Origin of the sequence: Ferrovum myxofaciens (assembly GCF_000735045.1) — a bacterium.
GTDB lineage: Bacteria > Pseudomonadota > Gammaproteobacteria > Burkholderiales > Ferrovaceae > Ferrovum > Ferrovum myxofaciens.
Window position 1 is genome coordinate 1 of the sequence record NZ_JPOQ01000039.1, and the last position, 23,284, is coordinate 23,284.

The following is a 23,284-nucleotide window of genomic DNA, read 5'->3' on the forward strand; positions in this document are numbered from 1 at the left end:
AAGCGCGCAAGGTCAAAGCCTCGAAAACCCTCGGGGAAGCGTTCTCTGTAGTCACGCTGGTGGATGCCGTCGTTGAGGAATCCACACCTGCCGAAGTCACGGTTCCCTCCAAGCCGTCTCCGTCCACCCGGAAGAAAAAATCAGCGGGGACCCTGGCTTCTGCCGAAAAGCCTCGCCGCCCCAAGAAAACACCTGCGCTCCCCGAAAAGGAGGTCGCCCTACCCGCCAAGCGCGTTCGTCGAGTTGTTGCACCAGTAGAGGTTACCACTCCACCGTTGGCCGAGGGCAAGACACGCCGAACCTCTGTCAAGAAGACTTCTTCCGCCTCCCCTGTGGCTGCTCAGCGCAGAAAACGCGCAGTTCCCTCGCAACCGCCCATTATTTCTCTAGAAAAAGTCACCGCCTCTTCTCCCAAGAGTCCCCGTCGCCCTCGTGCCCCCAAAACCATTCCTCCATTGACCGAGCCTCCATTGACCGAGCCTCCATTGACCGAGCCTCCATTGACCGAGCCTCCATTGACCGAGCCTCCATTGACCGAGCCCATGACTTGAGGCGGTGAACCGGGAGGCAAATTGCTCGGTTCAGTGACATGCGGCGCGCAGCGCATATAACACCTCTGCGCCGGGGGGACGTATACCTCGCCACAAATAGAAGGATTCGGCGGCCTGTTCCACCAGCATCCCCAATCCGTCCTCCGTCTGACCGGCTCCTGCTTCCCTGGCCAATTTCAAAAAGGGGGTGGTCAGACCTTTTCCGTAGCCCAAATCATAAGCCAGGGTCCTCTGGTCAAAGAGTACCGCCGGAAGTGGAGGCAGATCGCCTGCCACCGCCGTGGACGTGGCATTGATCACCACTTCATAACCATGGGCCGGTATCTCCGGCCAAGAAAATGCACGACAGGAAACTTCGTTGGACAGTGACTCCAATTCGCGCACCAGAGTCTGCGCCCGCACCACAGTCCGGTTAGCGATATCCAACTGCACGATCCCTGCCTTCAATAAGGGCTGCACAATGCCTCGTGCGGCCCCACCAGCACCCAGAATCAGAACCCGTGAACCCTTGAGATTCACGCCCAGATTCAGGGTCATATCACGAACCAATCCCTCACCATCCGTATTGTCGGCCCAAAGCACTCCCTCTGGAGTCATCCCCAGGGTATTGGCCGCACGCGCCACCTGAGCACGGTGGGACCTCTGCACAGCCAGAGCGAAGGCGCGCTCCTTGAAGGGTAGGGTCACATTCAAACCCAGCCCTCCCGCCGCAAAGAAACGGACGACCTCGGTTTCAAAACCGTCTGCCGTTCCTTCGATCCGTTCGTAACTGAGGTTCTGACCTGTCAGAAGGGCAAAATGTTGATGAATGTCGGGAGAACGGCTATGCCGAATCGGACGCCCAATCACCCCGTATCGATCCATCAACTCTGTTTCCAGGGCAACCCGGCAGCCTGCCACCCATTCAGATGGCCGCGGTGCCCCTGTGGGTCTCGGTCCCCTTCAAAACCCTGAAGAACGTTATAACATCCTGTCCAACCCACAGAGGTGGCCGCTTCTGCCGCTGCGTGGGACCGGGCACCGGAACGGCACAAAAAAAGCACCAACGCCCCTTCAGGAACCCGTTCACGCAAACTATCCAGAAACGATTCATTGCGCACACCCATGGGATAGGACTGCCATTCCATATGTACCGCTCCGGGCACAGATCCGACCCAATCCCACTCCGCTTGCGTACGAACATCCACCAGTACCGCCTGAGCATTCAGATTTAACAGTTCGAAAGCCTCGGTGGGAAGCAGTGCCCCTGCATAGGATAATCCGATTTCACGCCCTCGTTGTTGGGCAACTTTCAATAATTCGGCTATTCTGGACATGAAATACCTCATCAATGGATCGAAATGTATTGTAACCAAAACCCGTCCCATTCATCAGATAAAGCGCAGACAATTTTTGCGCGCAAAGATGCACTTTCATGGTGCGTTTTATCTAAAAAGCACCATAATGGTGCGAACCGAAGGATATCAAAAAATCATGTTCTATTACTCTTTCCTTATGGCACAATGCTGAAATAGATTGGAAGGGTTTGGCATGTAACCTGCTTATCCTCAGTGGGGTTGAGTGAGAGGGATTCAGGACGCCAATGGGTTTGTACTATCCTCAAATTTTCTGACAGGAGAGAAGAAATGGCAGTTGCCGATGTAATGCAGATGGTCAAGGACCACGAAGTCAAATTCGTCGATTTTCGTTTTACGGATACCCGCGGCAAGGAGCAGCACGTTTCCGTTCCTGTCAGCAGTTTTGGCCCGGAAAAGTTTACCGAAGGTCATGCCTTTGATGGTTCCTCCATCGCCGGCTGGAAAGGAATTCAGGCCTCCGACATGCTTTTGATGCCCGACCCCAACACCGCCAACCTCGATCCTTTTTTGGATGAGTCCACGCTGATCCTGACCTGCGATGTAATCGAACCTTCCGATGGCAAGGGTTATGATCGTGACCCCCGTTCCCTGGCAAAACGGGCAGAAGCCTATTTGAAGTCCAGCGGCATCGGTGACACCGCCTACTTTGGTCCTGAACCTGAATTTTTTGTGTTTGATTCTGTCACCTGGCATGTGGACATGTCCGGATGTTCCGTCCGGGTGGAATCCGAAGAAGCCCCCTGGTCTTCCGGAAAATCCTATGAAGGCGGCAATATGGGTCACCGTCCTGCAGTCAAAGGCGGCTATTTCCCCGTTCCTCCCGTGGATTCTCTCCAGGACATCCGCTCGGCCATGTGCCTGGCACTGGAAGATATGGGGGTTCCGGTGGAAGTACATCACCATGAGGTGGCTGCTCCGGGTCAATGCGAAATCGGTACCAAATTTGCTCCCCTGGTACAACGCGCAGACTGGCTTCAAATCCTCAAGTATGTGGTTCATAATGTGGCCCATTCCTACGGCAAAACCGCCACTTTCATGCCCAAGCCCATTGTCGGTGATAATGGTTCCGGAATGCATGTTCACCAGTCTGTCTGGAAAGATGGAAAAAACCTGTTTGCAGGCAATGGCTACGCCGGTCTCTCCGACTTCGCGCTCTATTACATCGGCGGGATCATCAAGCACGCCAAAGCCCTCAACGCCATTACCAATCCCAGCACCAATTCCTACAAGCGCTTGGTTCCCGGTTTTGAAGCCCCCGTCAAATTGGCCTATTCCGCCCGTAACCGTTCAGCAGCGATTCGCGTCCCCTTTGTACAAAGCGACAAGGCCCGCCGTATTGAAGTACGCTTTCCGGACCCCACCGCCAACCCCTATCTGGCTTTCTCGGCACTGATGATGGCCGGTCTGGACGGAATCCAGAACAAAATCCACCCTGGCGAAGCCTCCGACCGCGACCTGTACCATCTGAGCCCTGAGGAAGATGCCAAGATTCCTGCTCCTGCGGCATCCCTGGAAGAAGCGTTGGCCGCCTTGGACAAGGATCGCGAGTTCCTGACCCGTGGAGGCGTGTTCTCCAGTGACATGATCGATGCCTACATCGCTCTCAAGATGGAAGAAGTCACCCTGTTCCGGATGACCACTCACCCTCTGGAATTCCAGATGTACTACAGTCTGTAAATCCGAGTCAAAGACATTACACTCGATATGTCCGCAGTCAACAGCCCGTCAGCCTTTTTTGGATGACGGGCTGTTTCATGGAATCTCCCCACCTGATCAATCAAGAGGATGCTCGTTTTGTCGGACTGGATCTTCTCCATACCGCCATTCTAGTATTGGATCGAGGCCTGCGCATCCGCTTCGTCAATACCGCCACCGAAAGTTTGCTGGCCATGGGACGCAAGAACCTCGTCAATTCCCCCTTGACCCAAATCTCCCTTTCCTCTCAAAGTCTGGTAGAACTCACGCGCACGGCACTCCAACAGGAACTGGGCTTTCTGGAGCATGAATGGGTCATCCAGCCGATCCAGGGAGAACCTCAGGTCATCAGTTGCACGGGGACCCCGCTGGGCACACCGGTACAGGGCATTCTCCTGGAGTTGCGCCCCATCACCCAACGTATGCGCATTGCCCGGGAAGAAAAGATTCTCGAGGATCAAAAAACCAACCGGGAACTGTTACGCAATCTGGCCCATGAGATCCGCAATCCTCTGGGAGGGATCCGTGGTGCAGCTCAGTTACTGGAAGGAGAATTGGATTCGCCCGAATTGAAGGAATATACGCAGGTCATTCGTGACGAAACCGACCGCTTGCAAAACCTGATGGATCGGCTTCTCAGTTCGCGTCCCTCCCGTCAAGTATCCGCCCTCAATATTCATGAGGTGCTGGAACGGGTTCGTACCATTCTTTTGGCTGAATTTCCTCAGGGTCTGGAACTCAAGCGCGACTATGACCCCAGTTTGCCTGACCTGCAGGGGGATCGGGAACAACTCATCCAGGCCGTGCTCAATATTACGCGCAATGCAGCACAGGCGCTGGGAGGCACAGGCACGATCCACCTGCAAAGTCGTCCTTTGCGCCAGGTCACCTTGGCACGACGTCGTTTTCGCCTGGGGTTGATGATCCGTATTCGGGATAATGGTCCAGGCATTCCGGAAGACCTTCAAAAACGCATTTTTCAGCCTCTGGTTTCGGGTCGCGAGGGGGGAAGTGGTTTGGGATTGATGTTGGCACAAAACTTGATTAGCCAACATCAGGGATTGGTAGAATTTGACAGCAGACCCGGTGAGACCTGCTTCACCCTCATTCTTCCTCTCCTGGAAACCGAACAATCCACTGAGCCCTGAACTCCATCGAGGAAATAATGACCCATACCGTCTGGATTGTAGATGATGACCGTTCCATCCGCTGGGTGCTTGAAAAGGTACTGGGACGCGAGGAGATTTCCTACCTCTCCTTTTCCAGCGCTACGGAAGCCCTGAATGCTCTAGAATCCGGTGAATTGCCCGCGACCATCGTAAGCGATATCCGCATGCAGGGTCTTAGCGGACTGGATTTTCTGGAACGTGTCAAACAGGATCATCCTGATATCCCCATTATCATCATGACCGCCTATTCGGACCTGGAAAGTGCCGTCTCAGCCTTTCAAGGCGGGGCTTACGAGTATCTTCCCAAACCCTTTGATGTGGAACAAGCGCTGGCCTTGGTACAACGTGCCCTGTCCGAGCAAACTTCACTTTCCGAGGAGCCTGTCGCCAACTCCGCTCCTCCACTGGATATTCTTGGTCAGGCACCTGCCATGCAAGTGGTTTTTCGAGCCATTGGGCGTTTGGCACACTCCCATGCCTCGGTTCTGATCACCGGCGAATCCGGCAGTGGTAAGGAACTGGTGGCACGGGCACTCCATCGTCATGGACCCCGTGCCGGGATGCCCTTCGTTGCCCTCAATACTGCAGCCATTCCCAGAGACCTGCTGGAATCCGAACTTTTTGGGCACGAAAAAGGGGCCTTTACCGGAGCCACCCAACAACGTCCTGGTCGATTTGAACAGGCAGAAGGAGGGACTCTGTTTCTTGATGAAATCGGGGACATGCCTCTCGAGTTACAAACCCGTCTACTGCGCGTACTCTCCGATGGGCATTACTACCGCGTGGGCGGACAGACGCCCCTCCGTGCCCGTGCGCGCATCATTGCCGCTACCCATCAGAACCTCGAGCGCCAGGTGGATGAAGGATCTTTTCGTGAAGATCTCTTTCATCGCCTCAATGTCATTCGCATTCGGCTTCCTGCCCTACGTGAACGCCCCGAGGATATTCCCCTGTTGGCCCAACATTTTCTGCAACAAAGCGCACGTTCCTTGGAGGTGGAGCCCAAACGCCTATCCGAGGCGACTCAACGCTTGATCACCACCTTGGAATGGAAAGGGAATGTGCGCCAACTGGAAAACCTCTGTCATTGGTTGACGGTCATGGCCCCTGGTATCGTGGTGGAGCCTGCGGACCTTCCTCCGGAATTGCGTTCCCAACCCGTTGCCCAGATCCGCCCCCCGGCGGAACTCTGGCAGGAGAGTGCCGCCCGGGAAATTGCCCAGCGTCTGTCCCAGGGAGAAACGGACCTGGCCTTGACTCTGGTGGACCAACTGGAGCGTATCCTCATCACCGAAGCGCTGGCCCATACCCAGGGAAGGCGCATCGAAGCGGCCCAACGTCTCGGATGGGGAAGAAATACCCTTACCCGCAAAATTCACGCTCTGGGACTGGATAAACTTTTGGGTTCGGCTCCTGAATAGGGCACAGGCGCTGCCTCAAATGTTGCCCACACGGGAGTATGATCGGAAGGACGTTCCCACCCGCGTGGGTCCCGATCGATGGTACAGGAACGCAGGGTAGCACCCAGTCTTTGACTGGCCAGCAAATGATCAATGCGCAACCCCAAATTGCGCTTGAACGCATTGACCCGGTAATGCCACCAACTGAAGGATCGCTCCTCCTGAGGAAATTGCCGAAAGCAATCCACCAACCCCAAGGCCTCCAATGCCTGGAACTTCTCCCGCTCGGGAGGACTGCACAACACTTCCCCGGCCCAGGCCGCCGGATCATGAATGTCCCGGTCTTCCGGCGCAATGTTGTAATCTCCTGCCACGAGCAGACAGGGATAGCGCACCAGACTGTCCTGCAAATAATCATGCAGTGCATCGAACCAGGCAAGTTTGTAAACGTACTTTTCCGAACTGAGCGATTCGCCATTGGGACAATACACACTGATCACCCGAACGTCGCCAAATGTGGCGGCAATGACCCGTCGCTGGGGATCTTCCCATTGAGGCAACCCGATCACCTCATCCACCCCGGGTTGTAAGGAAACCAACGCCACTCCATTATAGGTTTTCTGTCCCGCCACATGAGCGTGATAACCCACCGCTCGAAATGCTTCCCAAGGAAAATCCGGGGCCTCACACTTGAGCTCCTGCAGGCAAAGAACATCCGGTTTTTCTTTCTCCAACCAAGCCAGCACATGGGACAGCCGCACCCGGATGGAATTGACATTCCACGTCGCAATTTTCAAGAAAGCACCTCTAATATCAATCAATTATAAAGTTTTACTTACACTTGAACAAGATCATGCGCAACCCTCAGTGCAAGATCGTTTTACCGCCAAACTCTAACACTATGTTGTAAATATGATACATGTTTTGCAATTATGGGGGGTTTGTGTCATAATTGTTACAGTTGCACTCTTTTCATTGACTGTAAAATTCATAACCCTTAACCACTCAGGAGCATTCACATGTTCAAAAAAGCACTTCTCGTAACTTCTCTGGTATCTGTTTCCTTGTCGGCCATGGCCGATGGGAGCGGCTGGATCAATGACTATGCAGGGGTTGCCCTTGGCTCCGCCACTTCACCCAACCCCGGCATCGGCAACAACGCCAATGCCAACGTGGGCGAAGTCGGTTCCGAATACCGCGTGTTCGCCGGTCACGAATTTACCCAGAACTTCGGTATTGAAACACAGTACAACCATTACCATGGATTCGGTGGAAATGTGGCCGATGGGTCAGCTCACTCCTTTGACCTGTTGGGAACGGGCACTTACTACTTTGACCGTGCCAACACCATCGGTCTGGTGGGCAAGGCCGGTTTCAATTACGCCACAGTCGGCTCCTATGGCCTGACCAATGGGGGGTTTGGCTGGGTCTATGGCGCGGGACTGCGTTACAATGTTTCCCGTCAGTTTGATATTCGTGCCGACTACCAACGTGATCAGTTGGGCTATGCCAACAACTATTTCAGCAATGCTGAAAACACCTACACCATTGGTGCTGCTTACCACTTCTAAGCTCTAAGTCGTTGTTCTTCATTCAGGTCAAGTCAGCAATGACTTGACCTGAATTTTTTCTACCAAGGCATACCGATATCAGGGCCCATCCATGGGGTCATCGGGCCATCCATGGGATCCCCGAAGGGGCTCATCCCAAATCCCTCTCCATAGTACATGCCGGAATTATCCATGGGGACATCCTTTGGCCATAGATAGACCACATCCGCAGCCACATGGGGAAAGATGTAGCGCATGTCACCCACCTTGCCGATGGTCGGAACCTGTAGCGTACCCGTTACGGTAATCTGTCTCTTCAAAGAATAAATGGAGGGGTCAAAAAACCCATGGGCACAGGCAATGAATCGCCCATCGGAATGATCATCATCCACGGGACGACCAGAATCATCCAGGGTATGACTCACTACATGAAAACACGTGTCGGTTTTTCCTGGCTTGACACCTGCAATCACCCCGCCCCACCGCACTTTTTCACCCACGACACTGGGGTCATTTTGGGCCGTACGGGGTAGAATGGGGACGAAGTCATTTCCCGCCAAAGGTGCTGGAGGCGTGCTGGCACAGGAAGCCAGGCCAACCGTCAATCCCGTTAACAATAAAAGTTTGAACCGCATGATCTCTGCTCCCCCCATAGACTTTATTGAAGTGGATCAATCCACTCATCAGGGACGTTCGGCGGCACAGATCGTCCGAGCCGACTTTCCCCTATGCCGACTATTTTACCGTCTTGTCTGTTTTGCAAGTTGTTACAAATGAGCCTCTACTACCATCGACTCCTTTGCCAGAGAGCGTGACACAGAACCGTTTATCGTCCACTTTCTTCAAACCGGGTTCAGGTACAGGAATGTGCGATAATCGCCCCATGGAAACGATCAACTTCACCCATCATTTTCTTATCGCCATGCCTTCATTGCAGGATGCCAATTTTTCTGGCACCTTGACCTATATATGTCGGCACGATGAGCAGGGAGCCATGGGCTTGATCGTCAACCGTCCGATGGATATGAATCTGAAAAGTCTGTTTGGTCAGATTGCGCTGACTTCCAGCAATGAAGATGTGGCCACCCAACCGGTCTATCTGGGTGGGCCAGTTCAAACTGACCGTGGTTTTGTTCTCCATACTCCCCTAGGCGTATGGCGCTCCACCTTACGCATCAATGACGAATTTGGACTCACCACTTCCCGTGATATTCTGGAACAACTTTCCCTCGGCCATGGTCCGGATCACATGCTCATCGCTCTGGGCTATGCGGGTTGGGAAGCCGGGCAACTGGAAAACGAAATCAAATTGAACAATTGGCTGTCCGTCCCGGCAGATCCCCATATTCTTTTCACGCTACCTGCAGAACAACGTTTTAATGCGGCACTGGCATTACTGGGCGTCAATTTGACCTATCTCTCCGAGGAAGCCGGGCATGCCTGATCCGGAAGGTGCCATTCTGGCCTTCGACTATGGTATGCGATTTATCGGAGTGGCTTGGGGAGAACGCCGCAGTCGGGTCTGTCGTCCGCTGGTTTCCCTGGAATGCCGCACCCGCGCTCAGCGCTGGGAATCCATTCATGCCCTCATTCGAGAATGGACACCCAAGTCACTGCTGGTGGGACTGGCTCTGAATTCAGAGGGTCAGGAACAAACCACGACCCGTCAATGTCGTAATTTTGCCCGTGACTTGCACCGCCATACCCATTTGCCCGTGGCCCTCATTGACGAACGCTATACCTCGCTGGAAGCTGATCAGCAATTACAGACTGCCGGGGTTGCACGGGCGCAACGTCGCAGCATGGAGCATGCGCTGGCTGCCACCTTGCTTTTGGAAGATTATTTCGGTTTGTCCATGGAGCAGCAAAGCGCTTTATGCTCTTCTGAACGCACTGATTTTTTTATCACTCTTGCTGTAGAGGTTACCGATGTTTAATCCTCAACTCACCCCCGAAGGTCACCTCAAGCATCTGTTGACCATAGAAGGTCTGCCCCCCGCCATCCTCTTCCAAATTCTGGACCGCGCCACAGAGTTTGAGGCCGTAGCCCGTCAGGAAGTCAAGAAAGTTCCTCATCTTCAAGGGAAATCCATTTTTAATTTATTTTTTGAGGCATCCACGCGCACCCGCACCACTTTTGAAATTGCGGCCAAACGCTTGTCCGCCGACGTCATCAATCTGAATGTCAACTCTTCAAGCCAAAGCAAGGGAGAAACCCTGCTCGATACGGTGGATAATCTGTCCGCCATGCAAGCAGATATGTTCGTGGTACGCCATGCCGAAAGTGGTGCCGCACACCTGATTGCCAGTCACGTCGGACCCGACATCCATGTCATCAATGCAGGAGATGGACGCCATGCCCATCCCACCCAGGCACTTTTGGACATGTATACCATTCGCCACTTTAAAAAGCGCTTTGAAAATCTGCGGGTGGCCATCGTCGGAGATGTCCTTCATTCGCGGGTGGCCCGCTCCCAGATTCATGCCTTGACGACCTTGCAAGTTCCGGAAGTGCGCGTCATCGGTCCGAAGACCCTGATACCGCGCAATGTGGAACGTCTGGGTGTAAGGGTCTACCACGACATGGTCCAGGGCCTCAAAGGCGTGGATGTGGTCATCATGTTACGCCTTCAGAATGAACGGATGAATGGAGCACTCTTGCCCAGCCGCGATGAGTACTTCAAATACTATGGACTGACTCCGGCCAAATTGGCTCATGCCCGCTCGGATGCCATCGTCATGCACCCAGGCCCCATGAACCGGGGCGTGGAAATTCATTCGGATGTTGCCGATGGGGTCCAGTCCGTGATCTTGAAACAAGTCACCTTTGGCATTGCAGTGCGCATGGCCGTCATGTCCCTTCTGGCCGCACCCATGCCACACTCTGCCGCTTGAACGAGGATTTTTCATGAAAATTCATATCACCCATGGCCGCGTCATCGATCCCGTCACGCAGCGTGATTCTCAGAGTGACCTGTTCATAGCCGCAGGCAAGATCGTCGCCCTCGAACGTTGCCCCGCTGGTTTTACACCCAACCGGGTCATCGATGCCCGTGGCAAGATCGTCATGCCCGGACTGGTGGATCTGGCCGCACGGTTACGGGAACCCGGCTATGAATACCTGGCCACTTTGGAAAGCGAGATGATTGCGGCCACGGTAGGTGGAATCACCAGTTTATCGTGCCCCCCAGACACCGACCCCCCTCTGGACGAGCCCGGTTTAGTTGAAATGCTCAAACATCGTGCCCATGGCCGGGAACAAACCAACGTCTATCCCCTAGGTGCCCTTACCCAACAACTCCAGGGCCTTCGTCTAACAGAGATGGGAGAATTATATGACGCAGGTTGTATTGCCTTCTCCCAGGCGAATGCACCTTTGCTGGATACTCAGGTCCTGTTGCGCGCTTTGGATTATGCCACCACCTTTGGGTTCACCGTTTGGTTACAACCCCAGGATGCCTACCTGGCGCGTGATGGGGTGGCTCATGATGGCGAAGTGGCCAGTCGCCTGGGATTGCCTGCCATTCCCACCTGCGCTGAAATCATCGCACTGAATACGATTCTGCAACTGGTACGTGAAACCGGCGCGCGCGTCCATTTATGCCGCCTTTCCAGTGCCGGCGGAGTGGATTTGGTCCGCGCGGCCAAGAGAGAAGGGTTACCGATCACCTGCGATATCTCCATTAACCACTTGCACCTCACGGAACATGACATTGGTTATTTCAATGCCCATTGTCGGCTGATTCCCCCCCTGCGCAGCGTACGCGATCGAGCAGCCTTGCGCGCCGGTCTGGTGGATGGAACCATCGATGCATTGGTCTCTGATCATGCGCCCGTGGATGTGGATGCCAAGCAACTCCCCTTCGAAGCAGCCGAACCTGGGGCCACGGGCTTGGAACTGCTACTGCCGCTCACGTTGGCCTGGGCGCGATCCGAGGCACTGCCGCTGATCACGGCTCTGGCACGAATCACCTCTGCACCTGCCAAAATTCTTGGAATCCCTGCAGGACAACTGAACCCTGGCCAACCCGCCGACCTGTGTATTTTTGATCCGGAACGGGAATGGGTCGTCACCCCAAAAAATCTTAAAAGTCAGGGCAAAAATACGCCGTTCCTCAACCACCTCATGCAAGGTAAAGTCAGTCATACCTTGGTGGGTGGCTTCATCATCCATGAGGATTCCCGCGCCTGATCCACTATTTCTTCTTCATTTTTTGGATTCCCTTATCATGACTTCAACCTCCTTCAACCCTTTGTTGGATTTTTCTGGGCTTCCCCATTTTGGGACCATTCGCCCCGAACACATCGAACCCGCCATCCTCTCCCTGATTGGGGACGGTGAAGCCACGCTCCACCGTCTGACCCATCAAACCGAGAGTCCGACCTGGGATAACTTCATCACGCCTCTGGAAGATATCAATGAACTTCTGGCGCGTGCCTGGGGACAGGTTTCTCACCTGAATGCCGTGGTCAATACCCCGGAATTGCGTGCAGCCTACAACGCAGTATTGCCGCATATTGCTCAATACTGGGCTCGACTAGGTCAGGACGAGAGTCTTCTCAAGGGCTATCGAACCCTAAACAATGCGCCAGAGTTTGAAAAATTGCCGGCCTCCCGTCAACGCATTATTACTCAGGCATTGCGCGATTTTCGTCTGGGTGGAGCCGAGTTGCCTCCCGCCGAAAAAGTTCGTTTTCTTGAAGTTCAGGAAACCCTGGCAGCCACCGGTGCACGCTTTGAACAAAACCTGCTGGACGCCACCAATAGTTTCACCTATGACACCCAGGATCCCGACGAACTCCTTGGCCTCCCTCCGGAAGTGCTCTCCACGGCAGCTGAAACAGCCAAGCATGCAGGGCGATCCGGTTGGCGGCTCACCCTGCATGCCCCCTGTTACCTCCCGGTCATGCAGTATGCCGAACGACGCAGTTTGCGCGAACATTTTTATCGCTGCTATACCACCCGGGCCTCGGAATTTGGTCCGGAACCCTGGAACAACGGTCCCTTGATCCAGACCTTACTGGCTTTACGTGCTGAAGAAGCCCGCCTGCTCGGATTTGACCATTTTGCGCAATTGTCCGTGGAACCCAAAATGGCTGAATCTCCAGAGGCTGTGCTGACTTTCCTGCGGGATCTAGCCCAGCGTGCCAAGCCCTTTGCCGAACAGGACTGGAAGACGCTGACGGCCTTTGCTCAGGAGCGCCTTGGCCTGGATGTGGTCCAACCCTGGGATCTGGCTTATGTCTCAGAAAGGCTGCGTACTTCCCAGTATGATTACTCTGAACAGGAAGTGAAGACTTACTTTCCAGAACATTCTGTGCTAAATGGATTGTTTCAGGTCATCCAGAAATTGTTTGGTCTCATGGTCCACCCTGCCCAAGCCGAGGTCTGGCACGAAACCGTTCGTTTCTACGATTTGAAAACCCCCACGGGTACCTTGGTCGGACAGTTCTATCTCGACCTCTATGCCCGCAATGGCAAGCGGGGTGGCGCATGGATGGACGATGCCATTACCCGACGCCGCAAGGGAGACAGTCTTCAGACACCGGTTGCCTATCTGACCTGCAATTTTTCGGCACCGAGCGGAGGCAAACCTGCGACCTTCACCCATGATGAAGTCATTACGTTGTTTCATGAATGTGGGCATGGCCTGCACCACCTGCTTACCCAGATGGAGGATCTCCCCCTATCCGGTATCCATGGCGTGGAGTGGGATGCGGTGGAACTTCCCAGTCAGTTCATGGAAAACTTCTGCTGGGAGTGGGAAGTGCTGCAGGGCATGACTCACCACGTGGATACAGGAGAACCCCTCCCTCGAACCCTCTACGAGCGCATGTTGGCCGCCAAGAATTTCCAGAGTGGCTTACAAACGATGCGCCAGATCGAATTTTCCCTTTTCGACATGGAATTGCACTGTAGCGTCCCCACCCTTCTCGACCCCCTGCACCTGCTTGCGCGCATCCGTGCTGAAGTGGCCGTGGTGAAACCTCCCGTCTGGCATCGCTTCCCGCACAGTTTTTCGCATATCTTTGCGGGCGGTTATGCAGCAGGATATTACAGTTACAAATGGGCTGAAGTACTGTCTGCCGATGCCTATGCCTTGTTTGAGGAAAGTGGCGTATTCAACCCCGAGATTGGACGACGTTTCCAAAACGAGATTCTGGCTCAGGGCAGCAGTCGTCCAGCGCTCGACTCCTTCATCGCCTTCCGGGGTCGCCCCCCTCAACTGGATGCGCTCCTGCGCCATCAGGGCATGGTGCCTCCACCTGCCTGAAAGGAATCCGGACTTACTGACTGCGCAACGGCTCTCCGGCCCGCACGAAATTGAACGTGCGGGTAATGCGGATCAAATCAGTCTGCGCCCGCATGGCCGCGGTGAAAGGCTGAAAAGGTGCCGCCATACGCACGATGCGCAACGCGGCCTGATCCAATGCCCTATGCCCGGAAGTACGCCGAATGTCCACAGAAGCCACCGTGCCATCCGCATTAAGCACGGTTTCCACCCCCACACTGCCGGAGAGTGGCTGCCCCTGCTCGGGTGGTGGATAATTCACACCGCCCACTTCGGCCACCTTGGTCGTAAAAGCCTCTTCGTAAGCCTGCCATTCGCCTTCCCGGGTCCCGGAATCGAGGGTACGAACCCGTTTGCCCACCCAAGGATCCTGAACCAACCCATGCGCCATGTTCAAACTGCGCCAGATGAGTGAGGAGGAGGAGTCAGGCGGTACGGAGGGAGGCTGATGGATCAAATCTGCCGGCCTCGAAGCCGTCTCCATGGAGTCAGGAACCGCAGGAATGTCTGAAGCAGGTGCCGAAGGAGGAGAAGTCACTGAAATTTTCTGCGGTGCTCGGGAAGGAGGAGATGCTTTGGGAGGCGCAGGCAACCCAGGCGACCGGGGAATCGTGGCACGGGAGGGGCCTGCCTCCAGATCCAGATCCACGGCCATGGGAAGCAGTGGAGAAGGCAAACGCCAGGTCATCCCGGAAAACCTGATCCAAACCAGGACCAAACCGTGGATCAGGAGAGAAATGACCACAGCAGCAACCCAGGGAGAACGGTAGGGGAAAATACCGGAAGCCAACCCTGGAACCCGCCGAGATTTCATGGGATGACCGTCGGTTCCACCGATAATAGTTCACAATGCAGTTCAATGGCCCACACATCGATGGATCGAATAGCCAGTTGAACGTCCGTTCCTGCCTCCAATGCCGCTGCCCCAGGAACCTTGACCACCAGCGGCAAGCCCTCGAGGCGAGCCGCTCCTTCTCGCAGCAGACGCGCACGACAGGTCGTCACGGCCTCCTGTTCCAGCCAGCGCAGACTCCAATAGCGTTCCATCTGCCGCTGAAAATCCTGATAGGCTTCATAGGCCCGTTCAAAGGCCAGGCTTTCTTCACGCAGACGAACTCGATCGGTCACTGCGGGATCCTGCAACTGGAACAGACGGATCAGTTGCCACTGGTTGACCAGATCAGGGTAGCGGCGCAAAGGAGAACTGCACCAGGCGTAATGATTCAATCCCAGACCCAGGTGAGGGGCCGGATCCACGGACATGCCGGTACGTCCCTGTCCCTGCACCCGAAACAAACCCAACCAGCCCGCTTCCACCAATTGACCCGCCCAATGGCGATTGACTTCGATCATCAATTCCGCCACCAACTCGTCCAATGGCGCTCCCCGTGGGCGGGGTCGAATATCCACATGCTCCCCTTCCACCACGAAAGTATAATCATGATACTGGGGAGTCGATCGTTCCCTTACCCCGCGTGCCTCCGCCAAATGTTCTGCCAATGCCCGCAAAATTCTCAGGTCCGCCAGATGCGGGATCTCTTGCCCCTCCAATGTTTCCTCATCCCACCGGGCCTCCAGTTCATGCAGACGTAAATTGGCACCAATCCTGATTCGCTGGATCAGCGAATGTCGTTCCACGACCGCCAAGGTTTCCTTGTGCACACGCAGCAACAAAGAAAGCGCCGGACGCTCCTGACCTTCATTGAGGGAGCAACGTGCAATCACCCTTTCCGGCAACATGGCAATTTTGCGTCCCGGCATGTACACCGTACTCAAACGCGCCCGTGCCTGTTCAGCCATGGCGCTGTCAGGACCAAACTGAAGGCCAGGTGCCGCAATGTGAATACCCACTTCCCAATGCGCCTGGTCCAACTCCCGGAGACTGAACGCATCGTCGATTTCCGTGGTGAATGCATCGTCAATGCTAAATACAGGCACCTCGTAACAGGGCCAGTCCTGTTCCTCCATCGCCGGGAAATCTGAATCCGTGGACCAGGGCCCGAAATATTCAAATTCGAAGCGCCCTTCGTGCCAGGCCCGACTACCGCCAATGGCCCCGCATTGCGCCAACACTTGAGCAGGAGATTTTTTCAGTATCGAACTGGCGGCTTCCAGCGTCTTGTATGCCAACGTGTTCTTGTCAGGACGGTAGAGCAGGGCAGGGAGTTCGTGTATCAACCAGTCCGGACAATATCCTGCCGCCAATGCTTCCAGTGCTTCGGCCTTTTGCTGATCCTGGAGACGACGACGTTCCAGTCCCGCCAGCGCTGCTTTGAGGGTTTCCGGCGCAGCCACACGAAAATGACCCCGCTGGCGCCGATGAAAATAAATCGGAGCCGCCTGCAGGCGAAACAATACGGCTACTTGCTCCAGTACACTGGGTTCATGCCCCTGATACTCCCGTGCCAACTCCGAGAAATGCCACTCCGACTCCGGAGGACAAGCCGACCAGAGCAAATCGATATCAATCGTTTTTTGAAGAACTTCAGCCTCCTGCATCAGCACCTTGGGCTCGGGTTGAGTAAAGCGCAGCAGCACCCCCGCACTCTTGATCTTGCTGCGTTTACCATGGGGTGCTTCCACCTGCATTGTGCTATCGGACTCTGCCAGAACAGTTCCGAACCTGATTTCCCCACCGTCTTCGTACATCACATAACCCATCCTGCGCACACTCCCTTATGCCAATGCCCGTAACAGGAGGTCATGAACCCCCCCAAAAGCGCCATTACTCATCGTCACGATGGCATCCCCCGTGTTCGCTTCCGCAACCACTGCCTCCACCAAAGCAGGCAGATGCGTGTAAACCTGCGCGCGCGCGCCCAAGGACTGAAGAACCGTGGACAAATCCCAACCCAGATGGTGGTCATAGCCATAGACCCGATCTGCCAGGTTCAAACTCTTGGCCAGTTGATCCGACCATATCCCCATCTTCATGGTATTGGAACGTGGTTCAATGAGGGCCAGAATACGTCCCCCGGTCAACTCCAGACGCTGATGCAACCCTTGCAATGTCGTGGCAATGGCCGTGGGATGATGGGCAAAATCATCATAGACGGTCACGCCATTCACCACTCCCCTGATTTCGAGGCGGCGCTTTACGCCCTCGAACCGTTCAAGGGCAAGAACGCCTTCCGCCAGGTCAATCCCTGCCTGTCGTGCCGCCAGCAAAGCCCCTAGGGCATTCATCCGGTTATGCTCACCCAAGAGTGGCCAATGCATCGTCTGCGCACGTACCTGCGAGCCTTCCCGAACCGTCAATTGACCCAAGGAGTCGCAGGGGTCCAGAGACCAGTCCCCCTTTGAACCAAAAAATATCGTGGGGGTCCAGCACCCTCGCTCAAGCACCTGTGCCAACGCCACATCCTGAGCATTCACCACGATTGACCCTGAACTCGGTACGGTTCGCACCAGATGGTGAAACTGCGTCATGATTGAGGCAAGATCCGGGAAAATGTCCGCATGGTCATATTCCAGATTATTCAGCAGTAAAATCTCGGGGCGATAGTGGACAAACTTGGACCGTTTGTCGAAAAAAGCCGTGTCATACTCATCTGCTTCGATCACGAACCACGGACGATCTGCGCGTGCCACACGACCCGAAGTCCAGTACCGGGGCAAACGCGCCGATACTTCAAAGTTGCTCGGCACCCCCCCAATCAGAAAACCCGGATGCAAGCCGGCCTTCTCCAGCAACCAGGTCACCAATGCCGTGGTGGTGGTCTTGCCATGGGTACCTGCCACAGCAATGACCCGGCATGAATCGAGCACCTGCTGCGCCAGCCATTCAGGCCCGGAAACATAGGGAAGTCCCTGATCCAGAATGGCTTCCATAAGCGGGTTTCCACGGGTCACCACATTCCCCACCACAAACAGGTCCGGTGCCAAAGTGGTTTGTTCCACCCCAAAGCCTTCACTCAACTCAATCCCTTGAGCGTGCAACTGGGTACTCATGGGGGGGTAAACCTGAGCATCGCACCCCGTGACCCGATGCCCTGCCGCTTTGGCCAGCACCGCCACCCCGCCCATGAAGGTGCCACAAATGCCAAGAATATGGATATGCATATATCGGCGCCTACTCAACGCACTGGCGTATAAGCCAGTTGGGGAGCCAGCCAGTATTCCGCCTGGTCTAACGTCCAGCCCTTGCGCTGAGCATAGTCCTCCACCTGGTCCCGTCCGATCTTGCCCAAGGCAAAGTAGATGCTGTCCGGATGGGAGAAATAAAACCCGCTCACCGCCGCCGTGGGCAACATGGCATAACTCTCCGTCAAACTGATCCCGGTGTGCTCGGTAGCCTGCAAAAGATCGAAGAGGAGGCCTTTCTCTGTATGATCGGGACAGGCCGGATAGCCCGGTGCAGGGCGAATGCCGCGATAGCGCTCGGCAATCAACGCCTCATGGGTCAAATTTTCGCCTGCGGCATACCCCCACCATTCCCGTCGAACTCGCGCATGCAAAGCCTCGGCAAATGCTTCCGCCAGACGATCCGCCAATGCCTTGAGAAGAATACTGTTGTAGTCGTCATGCGCTGCCTCGTACTCAGCCAAACGTTCCTCGATCCCCTGTCCGGCGGTGACCGCAAAAGCCCCGATGTAATCCGCCACTCCCGTCGATGCAGGCGCCACAAAATCTGTCAAACAGTGATTGTGCCGATCCGCAGGCTTCTCGTTTTGTTGGCGCAGATGGTGCAGCACGGTGCGCACTTCCGTGCGTGATTCATCCGTATAAATGAGCAGATCGTCTCCATTATCTGCGGCCGCTGCCGGAAAAAATCCCACCACCCCATGGGCCGTAAGAATTTTTTCCTGAAGCAGTTGGGCCAACAAGGCCTGGGCATCGGCAAAGAGTTGACGAGCCGTTTCTCCCACCACGGAATCTTCCAGAATGGCTGGATAACGCCCGCTCAACTCCCAGGTCTGAAAGAACGGTGTCCAATCGATGTAGGGAACCAATGCATCCAGGGGATAATCGCGCAACTCGCGCGCCCCCAGGAAGGTTGGGCGGGGAGGGACGACGGCTACCCAGTCAAACTTCTGTCCGCGTTGCCGTGCCTGCGCCAGGGAGAGAAGGGGACCGGTACCTTTTTTGGCTTCATGCTGGGTTCGAATCCGCGCCATATCCGTCTTGATGTCCCGGGTATACGCTTCCTTCAAGCCTTCACTGAGGAGTTGGGCACAGACTCCCACCGCGCGCGAAGCATCGGGCACATACACCGTCACCCCCTGATAATGGGGCTCGATCTTGACTGCCGTATGGACGCGCGACGTTGTGGCCCCGCCAATCAGCAAGGGAACAGTGAACCCGGTACGTTGCATTTCACGAGCCACATGGGCCATTTCTTCCAACGAAGGCGTAATCAACCCGGACAACCCAATGATGTCTGCCCTTTCTGCGCGGGCCGTATCCAAAATACGTTCGCAAGGCACCATCACCCCCATGTTGATGACTTCAAAATTATTGCACTGCAAGACCACGGCAACGATATTCTTGCCAATGTCATGCACATCCCCCTTGACCGTGGCCAGCAGGATGCGCCCCTTGGCCTGGGAACCGGCACTTTTCTCCGCTTCGATGAAGGGAATCAGATGGGCCACGGCCTGTTTCATTACCCGCGCTGATTTCACCACCTGGGGCAGGAACATCTTGCCTGCACCAAACAGATCGCCCACCACATTCATACCATCCATCAGGGGACCTTCGATGACGTGAATCGGATGTTCGGCCACTTGACGCGCTTCTTCCGCGTCCTCCACGATGTAGGTATTGATACCCTTGACCAACGCATGGGTCAAGCGTTCGTGCACAGGTGCCTGGCGCCAGGCCAAGTCTTCCTGAACGGTTTTGAGTCCGGCATCCTTGACCTGGGTGGCAAAAGTCACCAAACGTTCACCTGCATCGGGGCGGCGATTGAGAATGACATCTTCCACATGTGTCAGCAGATTCGGTTCAATCTCGGCATAAACCCCCAATTGTCCTGCATTGACGATGCCCATGGACATTCCGGCCTGCACCGCATGGTACAGAAAGGCCGTATGAATGGCTTCTCGCACCGTTTCGTTGCCACGGAAGGAGAAACTTACATTGGAGACCCCGCCACTGACTTTAGCGTAGAGCAGGGTGTTCCGAATCTGGCGCGTAGCCTCGATGAAGTCCACCGCGTAGTTATCGTGTTCCTCGATTCCCGTGGCCACTGCAAAAATATTGGGATCAAACAGGATATCTTCGGGGAGAAAATCTAATTTTTCAGTCAATAAACGGTAGGAACGCGTGCAGATTTCCACTTTGCGTGCCTGGGTATCCGCCTGACCCTGTTCATCAAAAGCCATCACAATGGCTGCCGCACCATAACGGCGCACCAAAGTGGCACGATGCAAAAACTCCTTTTCTCCTTCCTTGAGACTGATGGAGTTGACAATGGACTTGCCCTGCACACACTTCAACCCTGCCTCGATCACACGCCAATCGGAGGAATCAATCATCACCGGAACTTTTGCAATGTCCGGTTCGGAGCCCACCAGATTAAGAAAACGCTGCATGGCCGCTGGTGCATCAAGCATGGCTTCGTCCATGTTGATGTCGATGATCTGGGCACCACTTTCCACCTGGGTGCGGGCCACCCCCAGAGCTTCGGTGAACTGCCCTGCCAGAATCAGACGCGCAAAGGCACGGGATCCTGTCACATTGGTGCGCTCCCCGATGTTCACGAAGAGGCTGTCTTCCCCGATGTTGAAGGGTTCCAGTCCAGACAGTCGTGTTTCCCGTGGAACATCGGGGATCCGGCGTGGAGGAATATCCTGAACTGCTTCGGCAATCGCCTGAATATGGGCGGGGGTCGTACCACAACAGCCCCCCACGATATTGATAAAACCCGATTCAGCAAACTCCTTGAGTAGCGCCGCTGTTTCAGCAGGACCTTCGTCGTAGCCCGATTCGGCCAGAGGATTGGGCAAACCCGCATTGGGATGGGCACTCACATACGTGTTTGCCACTCGAGCCAATTCTTCGATATAGGGGCGCATGAGCGCAGCCCCCAGGGCACAATTGAGACCGATGGAAAGAGGGCGGATATGGGACAGCGAGTTCCAGAAGGCTTCCGTGGTCTGCCCGGTCAGGGTACGCCCACTCTGGTCGGTAATGGTCCCGGAAATCATCACGGGCAAACGTTGACCCGTGCGATCAAAAAAGGATTCAATGGCAAAAAGGGCCGCCTTGGCATTGAGGGTGTCAAACACCGTTTCCACCAATAGAATGTCCACCCCACCCGCCACCAGAGCTTCGATGGCTTCCCCGTAGGAGGCATTCAATGTATCGAAATCCACATTGCGGTAACCAGGATCATTCACATCCGGCGAAATGGAAGCCGTACGGGTGGTTGGCCCCAGTACCCCTGCCACAAAACGGGGTTTGGCCGGGTTTCTGCGAGTGGCCCCATCGGCCAATCTCCTTGCCATTCGAGCCGCCTCGAGATTGATTTCAGGTACCAGATCCGCCATATGGTAATCTGCCATGGAGATGGCATTGGCATTGAAGGTGTTGGTCTCCAGGATATCCGCGCCAGCGTCCAGATAGGCCTGATGAATCTCCTGGATGATCTGAGGCTGGGTCAGAACCAGAAGATCGTTATTTCCCTTCAGATCATGGGGAAAATCTTTGAAACGTGTACCCCGGTAATCCTCTTCAGTCAGGCGATGCCGTTGGATCATGGTACCCATGGCCCCATCCAGCATCAGAATGCGTTGAGAAAGCAAAGTGCGGAGTTGTGCGGTCGTATCTTTCATAGACGCACAGTCTACCATGCCCGTCAAGGTGAGAAAAAGGCACCCCGAAGGGTGCCTTTGGAGTCACCGGTGAGTTTTTTAGAACTTGTAGATGCCTTGCAAACCGTAGGTGGTCATGGATTGGGAGAGAATTCCGTTGGATTCCGCAAACAATCCTTTGTCGGCGCGATCTTCACGAATTTCACCGCGCAACTCAAACGACTTGACAGGGGCATACCCCAGGGTCAACGTCGCTTCGCGCACCGTATTCGGTCCGACCAGCACCCCATAACCGCCCGTATCGACGCCCGTTGCCAAGGCTGCGCCTGAACTGTCCCGCACTTCTTCAGCCCGGAAGGAGACCCGATACTGCTCATTGATCTGATAGTTCAAGTACCCGGCCACCCCCCAGTAAGTTTCCGTCCCCACCTGATTAAGTCCGATGATTTCATTCTGTTGGGAGGCATGATCCGCATTCAGGATGAAGGTCAGGGACTGGGTCAGATTGGTGGTGAAGACCATGTCCAGCAACGTACGATTTCCCGCCCGCGCATTGGCCCCGCCATAGGCCGTAAAGGTGTTGGTGGTGAACATGTTGCTGGCATTGACCCCTGCCGTGGCAGGTGCCAGCACCGTTTCATCGCCGGTATAAATATCGAAGAGCAGGGACGTATCCTTGGTAAAAGCCTCGTTCACCGCCATTTCCACTGTCTTGGAAGCCGTCATCCCCGTCACTTGGTCCCAACCGTTATTCACTCCCATGGTCAGGGTCGTGGCTTCGGACACATTATTGATGGCACGCAGCCCCGTATGGGTAAAGGGAATCTTGCCAAAGAGGATAGAACGGGTGATATTAGTATCCGCACCGCTGTCAATATATTCCACCCCGGCCAAGGTGGTATATTTCCCGCCCATCACCGTCCAGGAATTCTTGGCATACTGCATGAATGCCTGGGTCAGGTCGAAAAATCCTCCACTGCCTGCGGTGGTGTTGTTGGCATTGAGATTATTGCCGGAACAGGCCCCATAGGAGCAAATGACCCCGGCATTGGAACCCGCCGTCAGATTGACCAGCCCGCCAATGCCCTGGGTCGGCAGTTTGGAAATCGTGACTGAGGCCTGATTCAGGGCAAAGGAATTTTTGGTGGTATCGAACACCTGAACACTGGGATCCGGCGTTTGTGAGTGCGCCATATAACCCATATCCAGATAGCCCTTCACTTCAATATTGGCTTTCCTGAACAACTTTGCCAAACTTACTTCAGGTTCGGCATCCGATTCTTCATCCTTGGCCTGGGACAAAGTACTGGCCCCCAGACATAGGACTGCGACAAACAGACCGAAATAACTTCGCGGATTCTTGCTGATGAATGTCATGGTTTTTCGTAACTACTCGCCCCCTAATTCACCAGCCAAAGCCATTTGAATGGCAATCATGGGATTGACCCCTTTGTAAGCCATGGTTTGCAGGTAACTGGTGATGCGGCAATAGGCATGGGCATAGATTTCAG

At 54.9% G+C, this 23,284-nt stretch carries 19 protein-coding genes; 10 read left to right on the forward strand and 9 right to left on the reverse strand.

All coding sequences use genetic code 11. From position 1 onward, the window contains the following. The coding region (locus IV91_RS18375; protein WP_031597073.1) for a hypothetical protein at nucleotides 1–551 on the forward strand (551 nt) is incomplete at its 5' end. Nucleotides 552–581: 30 nt separating this feature from the next. Here the strand turns inward: IV91_RS18375 and aroE are convergent. Then, nucleotides 582–1,415, reverse strand: coding sequence for a shikimate dehydrogenase (aroE, locus tag IV91_RS0106785; protein ID WP_031597075.1), 834 nt, complete (start codon nucleotides 1,413–1,415; stop codon nucleotides 582–584). Further along, nucleotides 1,415–1,867 (reverse strand): rhodanese-like domain-containing protein, encoded by a 453-nt coding sequence (locus IV91_RS0106790; RefSeq protein WP_031597078.1) that lies wholly within the window; start codon nucleotides 1,865–1,867, stop codon nucleotides 1,415–1,417. The genes aroE and IV91_RS0106790 overlap by 1 nt, the downstream gene beginning before the upstream one ends. A gap of 309 nt (nucleotides 1,868–2,176) precedes the next feature. On the opposite strand from IV91_RS0106790, the gene glnA reads away from it, so the two are divergent. The 3 genes from glnA to ntrC all read left to right on the forward strand — a co-directional run bounded on the left by glnA (nucleotide 2,177) and on the right by ntrC (nucleotide 6,194). Next, nucleotides 2,177–3,586, forward strand: a complete 1,410-nt coding sequence (gene glnA / locus IV91_RS0106795) for a type I glutamate--ammonia ligase (protein WP_031597079.1) — start codon at nucleotides 2,177–2,179, stop codon at nucleotides 3,584–3,586. 77 nt (nucleotides 3,587–3,663) lie between these two features. Then, nucleotides 3,664–4,752 (forward strand): nitrogen regulation protein NR(II), encoded by a 1,089-nt coding sequence (gene glnL, locus IV91_RS0106800; RefSeq protein WP_031597080.1) that lies wholly within the window; start codon nucleotides 3,664–3,666, stop codon nucleotides 4,750–4,752. Nucleotides 4,753–4,769: 17 nt separating this feature from the next. Continuing rightward, nucleotides 4,770–6,194 carry a nitrogen regulation protein NR(I) gene (ntrC, locus tag IV91_RS0106805; protein WP_031597082.1) on the forward strand — a complete coding sequence of 475 codons (1,425 nt, stop codon included), beginning with the start codon at nucleotides 4,770–4,772 and terminating at the stop codon, nucleotides 6,192–6,194. Here ntrC and xth read toward each other — a convergent pair. Beyond that, complete coding sequence (gene xth / locus IV91_RS0106810) at nucleotides 6,149–6,970, reverse strand: exodeoxyribonuclease III (protein ID WP_051862240.1); 822 nt, start codon at nucleotides 6,968–6,970, stop codon at nucleotides 6,149–6,151. The two genes, ntrC and xth, sit on opposite strands and share 46 nt — an antisense overlap. A 222-nt stretch (nucleotides 6,971–7,192) precedes the next feature. Between xth and IV91_RS0106815 the strand changes: the two genes are divergently transcribed. Further along, nucleotides 7,193–7,744, forward strand: a complete 552-nt coding sequence (locus IV91_RS0106815; RefSeq protein ID WP_031597086.1) for a porin family protein — start codon at nucleotides 7,193–7,195, stop codon at nucleotides 7,742–7,744. A 59-nt stretch (nucleotides 7,745–7,803) separates the two neighbouring features. Here IV91_RS0106815 and IV91_RS0106820 read toward each other — a convergent pair whose 3' ends face one another. After that, nucleotides 7,804–8,358, reverse strand: a complete 555-nt coding sequence (locus tag IV91_RS0106820; RefSeq protein ID WP_160171536.1) for a Slp family lipoprotein — start codon at nucleotides 8,356–8,358, stop codon at nucleotides 7,804–7,806. Between the two features lie 248 nt (nucleotides 8,359–8,606). Here IV91_RS0106820 and IV91_RS0106825 point away from each other — a divergent pair, with 248 nt between their 5' ends. From IV91_RS0106825 to IV91_RS0106845, 5 genes are read left to right on the forward strand one after another with little or no spacing between them, the layout of a single operon-like run. Then, a complete protein-coding gene (locus IV91_RS0106825; RefSeq protein WP_031597090.1) occupies nucleotides 8,607–9,167 on the forward strand; it encodes a YqgE/AlgH family protein in 561 nt (186 codons plus the stop codon). Next, nucleotides 9,160–9,660: a Holliday junction resolvase RuvX gene (ruvX, locus tag IV91_RS0106830; protein WP_051862243.1), complete on the forward strand. Its 501-nt coding sequence runs from the start codon at nucleotides 9,160–9,162 to the stop codon at nucleotides 9,658–9,660. Before IV91_RS0106825 ends, ruvX begins: the two co-directional genes overlap by 8 nt. Beyond that, complete coding sequence (locus IV91_RS0106835; protein ID WP_031597093.1) at nucleotides 9,653–10,618, forward strand: aspartate carbamoyltransferase catalytic subunit; 966 nt, start codon at nucleotides 9,653–9,655, stop codon at nucleotides 10,616–10,618. Before ruvX ends, IV91_RS0106835 begins: the two co-directional genes overlap by 8 nt. A 13-nt stretch (nucleotides 10,619–10,631) precedes the next feature. After that, nucleotides 10,632–11,915 (forward strand): dihydroorotase, encoded by a 1,284-nt coding sequence (locus IV91_RS0106840; protein ID WP_031597095.1) that lies wholly within the window; start codon nucleotides 10,632–10,634, stop codon nucleotides 11,913–11,915. Between the two features lie 37 nt (nucleotides 11,916–11,952). Next, nucleotides 11,953–13,998: a M3 family metallopeptidase gene (locus IV91_RS0106845; RefSeq protein ID WP_031597097.1), complete on the forward strand. Its 2,046-nt coding sequence runs from the start codon at nucleotides 11,953–11,955 to the stop codon at nucleotides 13,996–13,998. A gap of 13 nt (nucleotides 13,999–14,011) precedes the next feature. Here the strand turns inward: IV91_RS0106845 and IV91_RS16750 are convergent, their stop codons facing one another. The 5 genes from IV91_RS16750 to IV91_RS0106870 all read right to left on the reverse strand — a co-directional run bounded on the left by IV91_RS16750 (nucleotide 14,012) and on the right by IV91_RS0106870 (nucleotide 23,150). Next, complete coding sequence (locus IV91_RS16750) at nucleotides 14,012–14,830, reverse strand: energy transducer TonB (RefSeq protein WP_031597099.1); 819 nt, start codon at nucleotides 14,828–14,830, stop codon at nucleotides 14,012–14,014. Beyond that, nucleotides 14,827–16,665, reverse strand: coding sequence for a ribonuclease catalytic domain-containing protein (locus IV91_RS0106855; RefSeq protein ID WP_051862246.1), 1,839 nt, complete (start codon nucleotides 16,663–16,665; stop codon nucleotides 14,827–14,829). The genes IV91_RS16750 and IV91_RS0106855 overlap by 4 nt, the downstream gene beginning before the upstream one ends. 27 nt (nucleotides 16,666–16,692) lie before the next feature. Next, nucleotides 16,693–18,078, reverse strand: coding sequence for a UDP-N-acetylmuramate:L-alanyl-gamma-D-glutamyl-meso-diaminopimelate ligase (gene mpl / locus IV91_RS0106860; protein ID WP_031597103.1), 1,386 nt, complete (start codon nucleotides 18,076–18,078; stop codon nucleotides 16,693–16,695). A gap of 14 nt (nucleotides 18,079–18,092) precedes the next feature. Further along, the gene (gene metH / locus IV91_RS0106865; protein WP_031597105.1) at nucleotides 18,093–21,794 is read right to left on the reverse strand and encodes a methionine synthase; all 3,702 of its coding nucleotides are present in this window, start codon (nucleotides 21,792–21,794) and stop codon (nucleotides 18,093–18,095) included. 78 nt (nucleotides 21,795–21,872) lie between these two features. After that, nucleotides 21,873–23,150: an outer membrane beta-barrel protein gene (locus IV91_RS0106870; protein ID WP_031597107.1), complete on the reverse strand. Its 1,278-nt coding sequence runs from the start codon at nucleotides 23,148–23,150 to the stop codon at nucleotides 21,873–21,875. Nucleotides 23,151–23,284 lie beyond the last annotated feature (134 nt).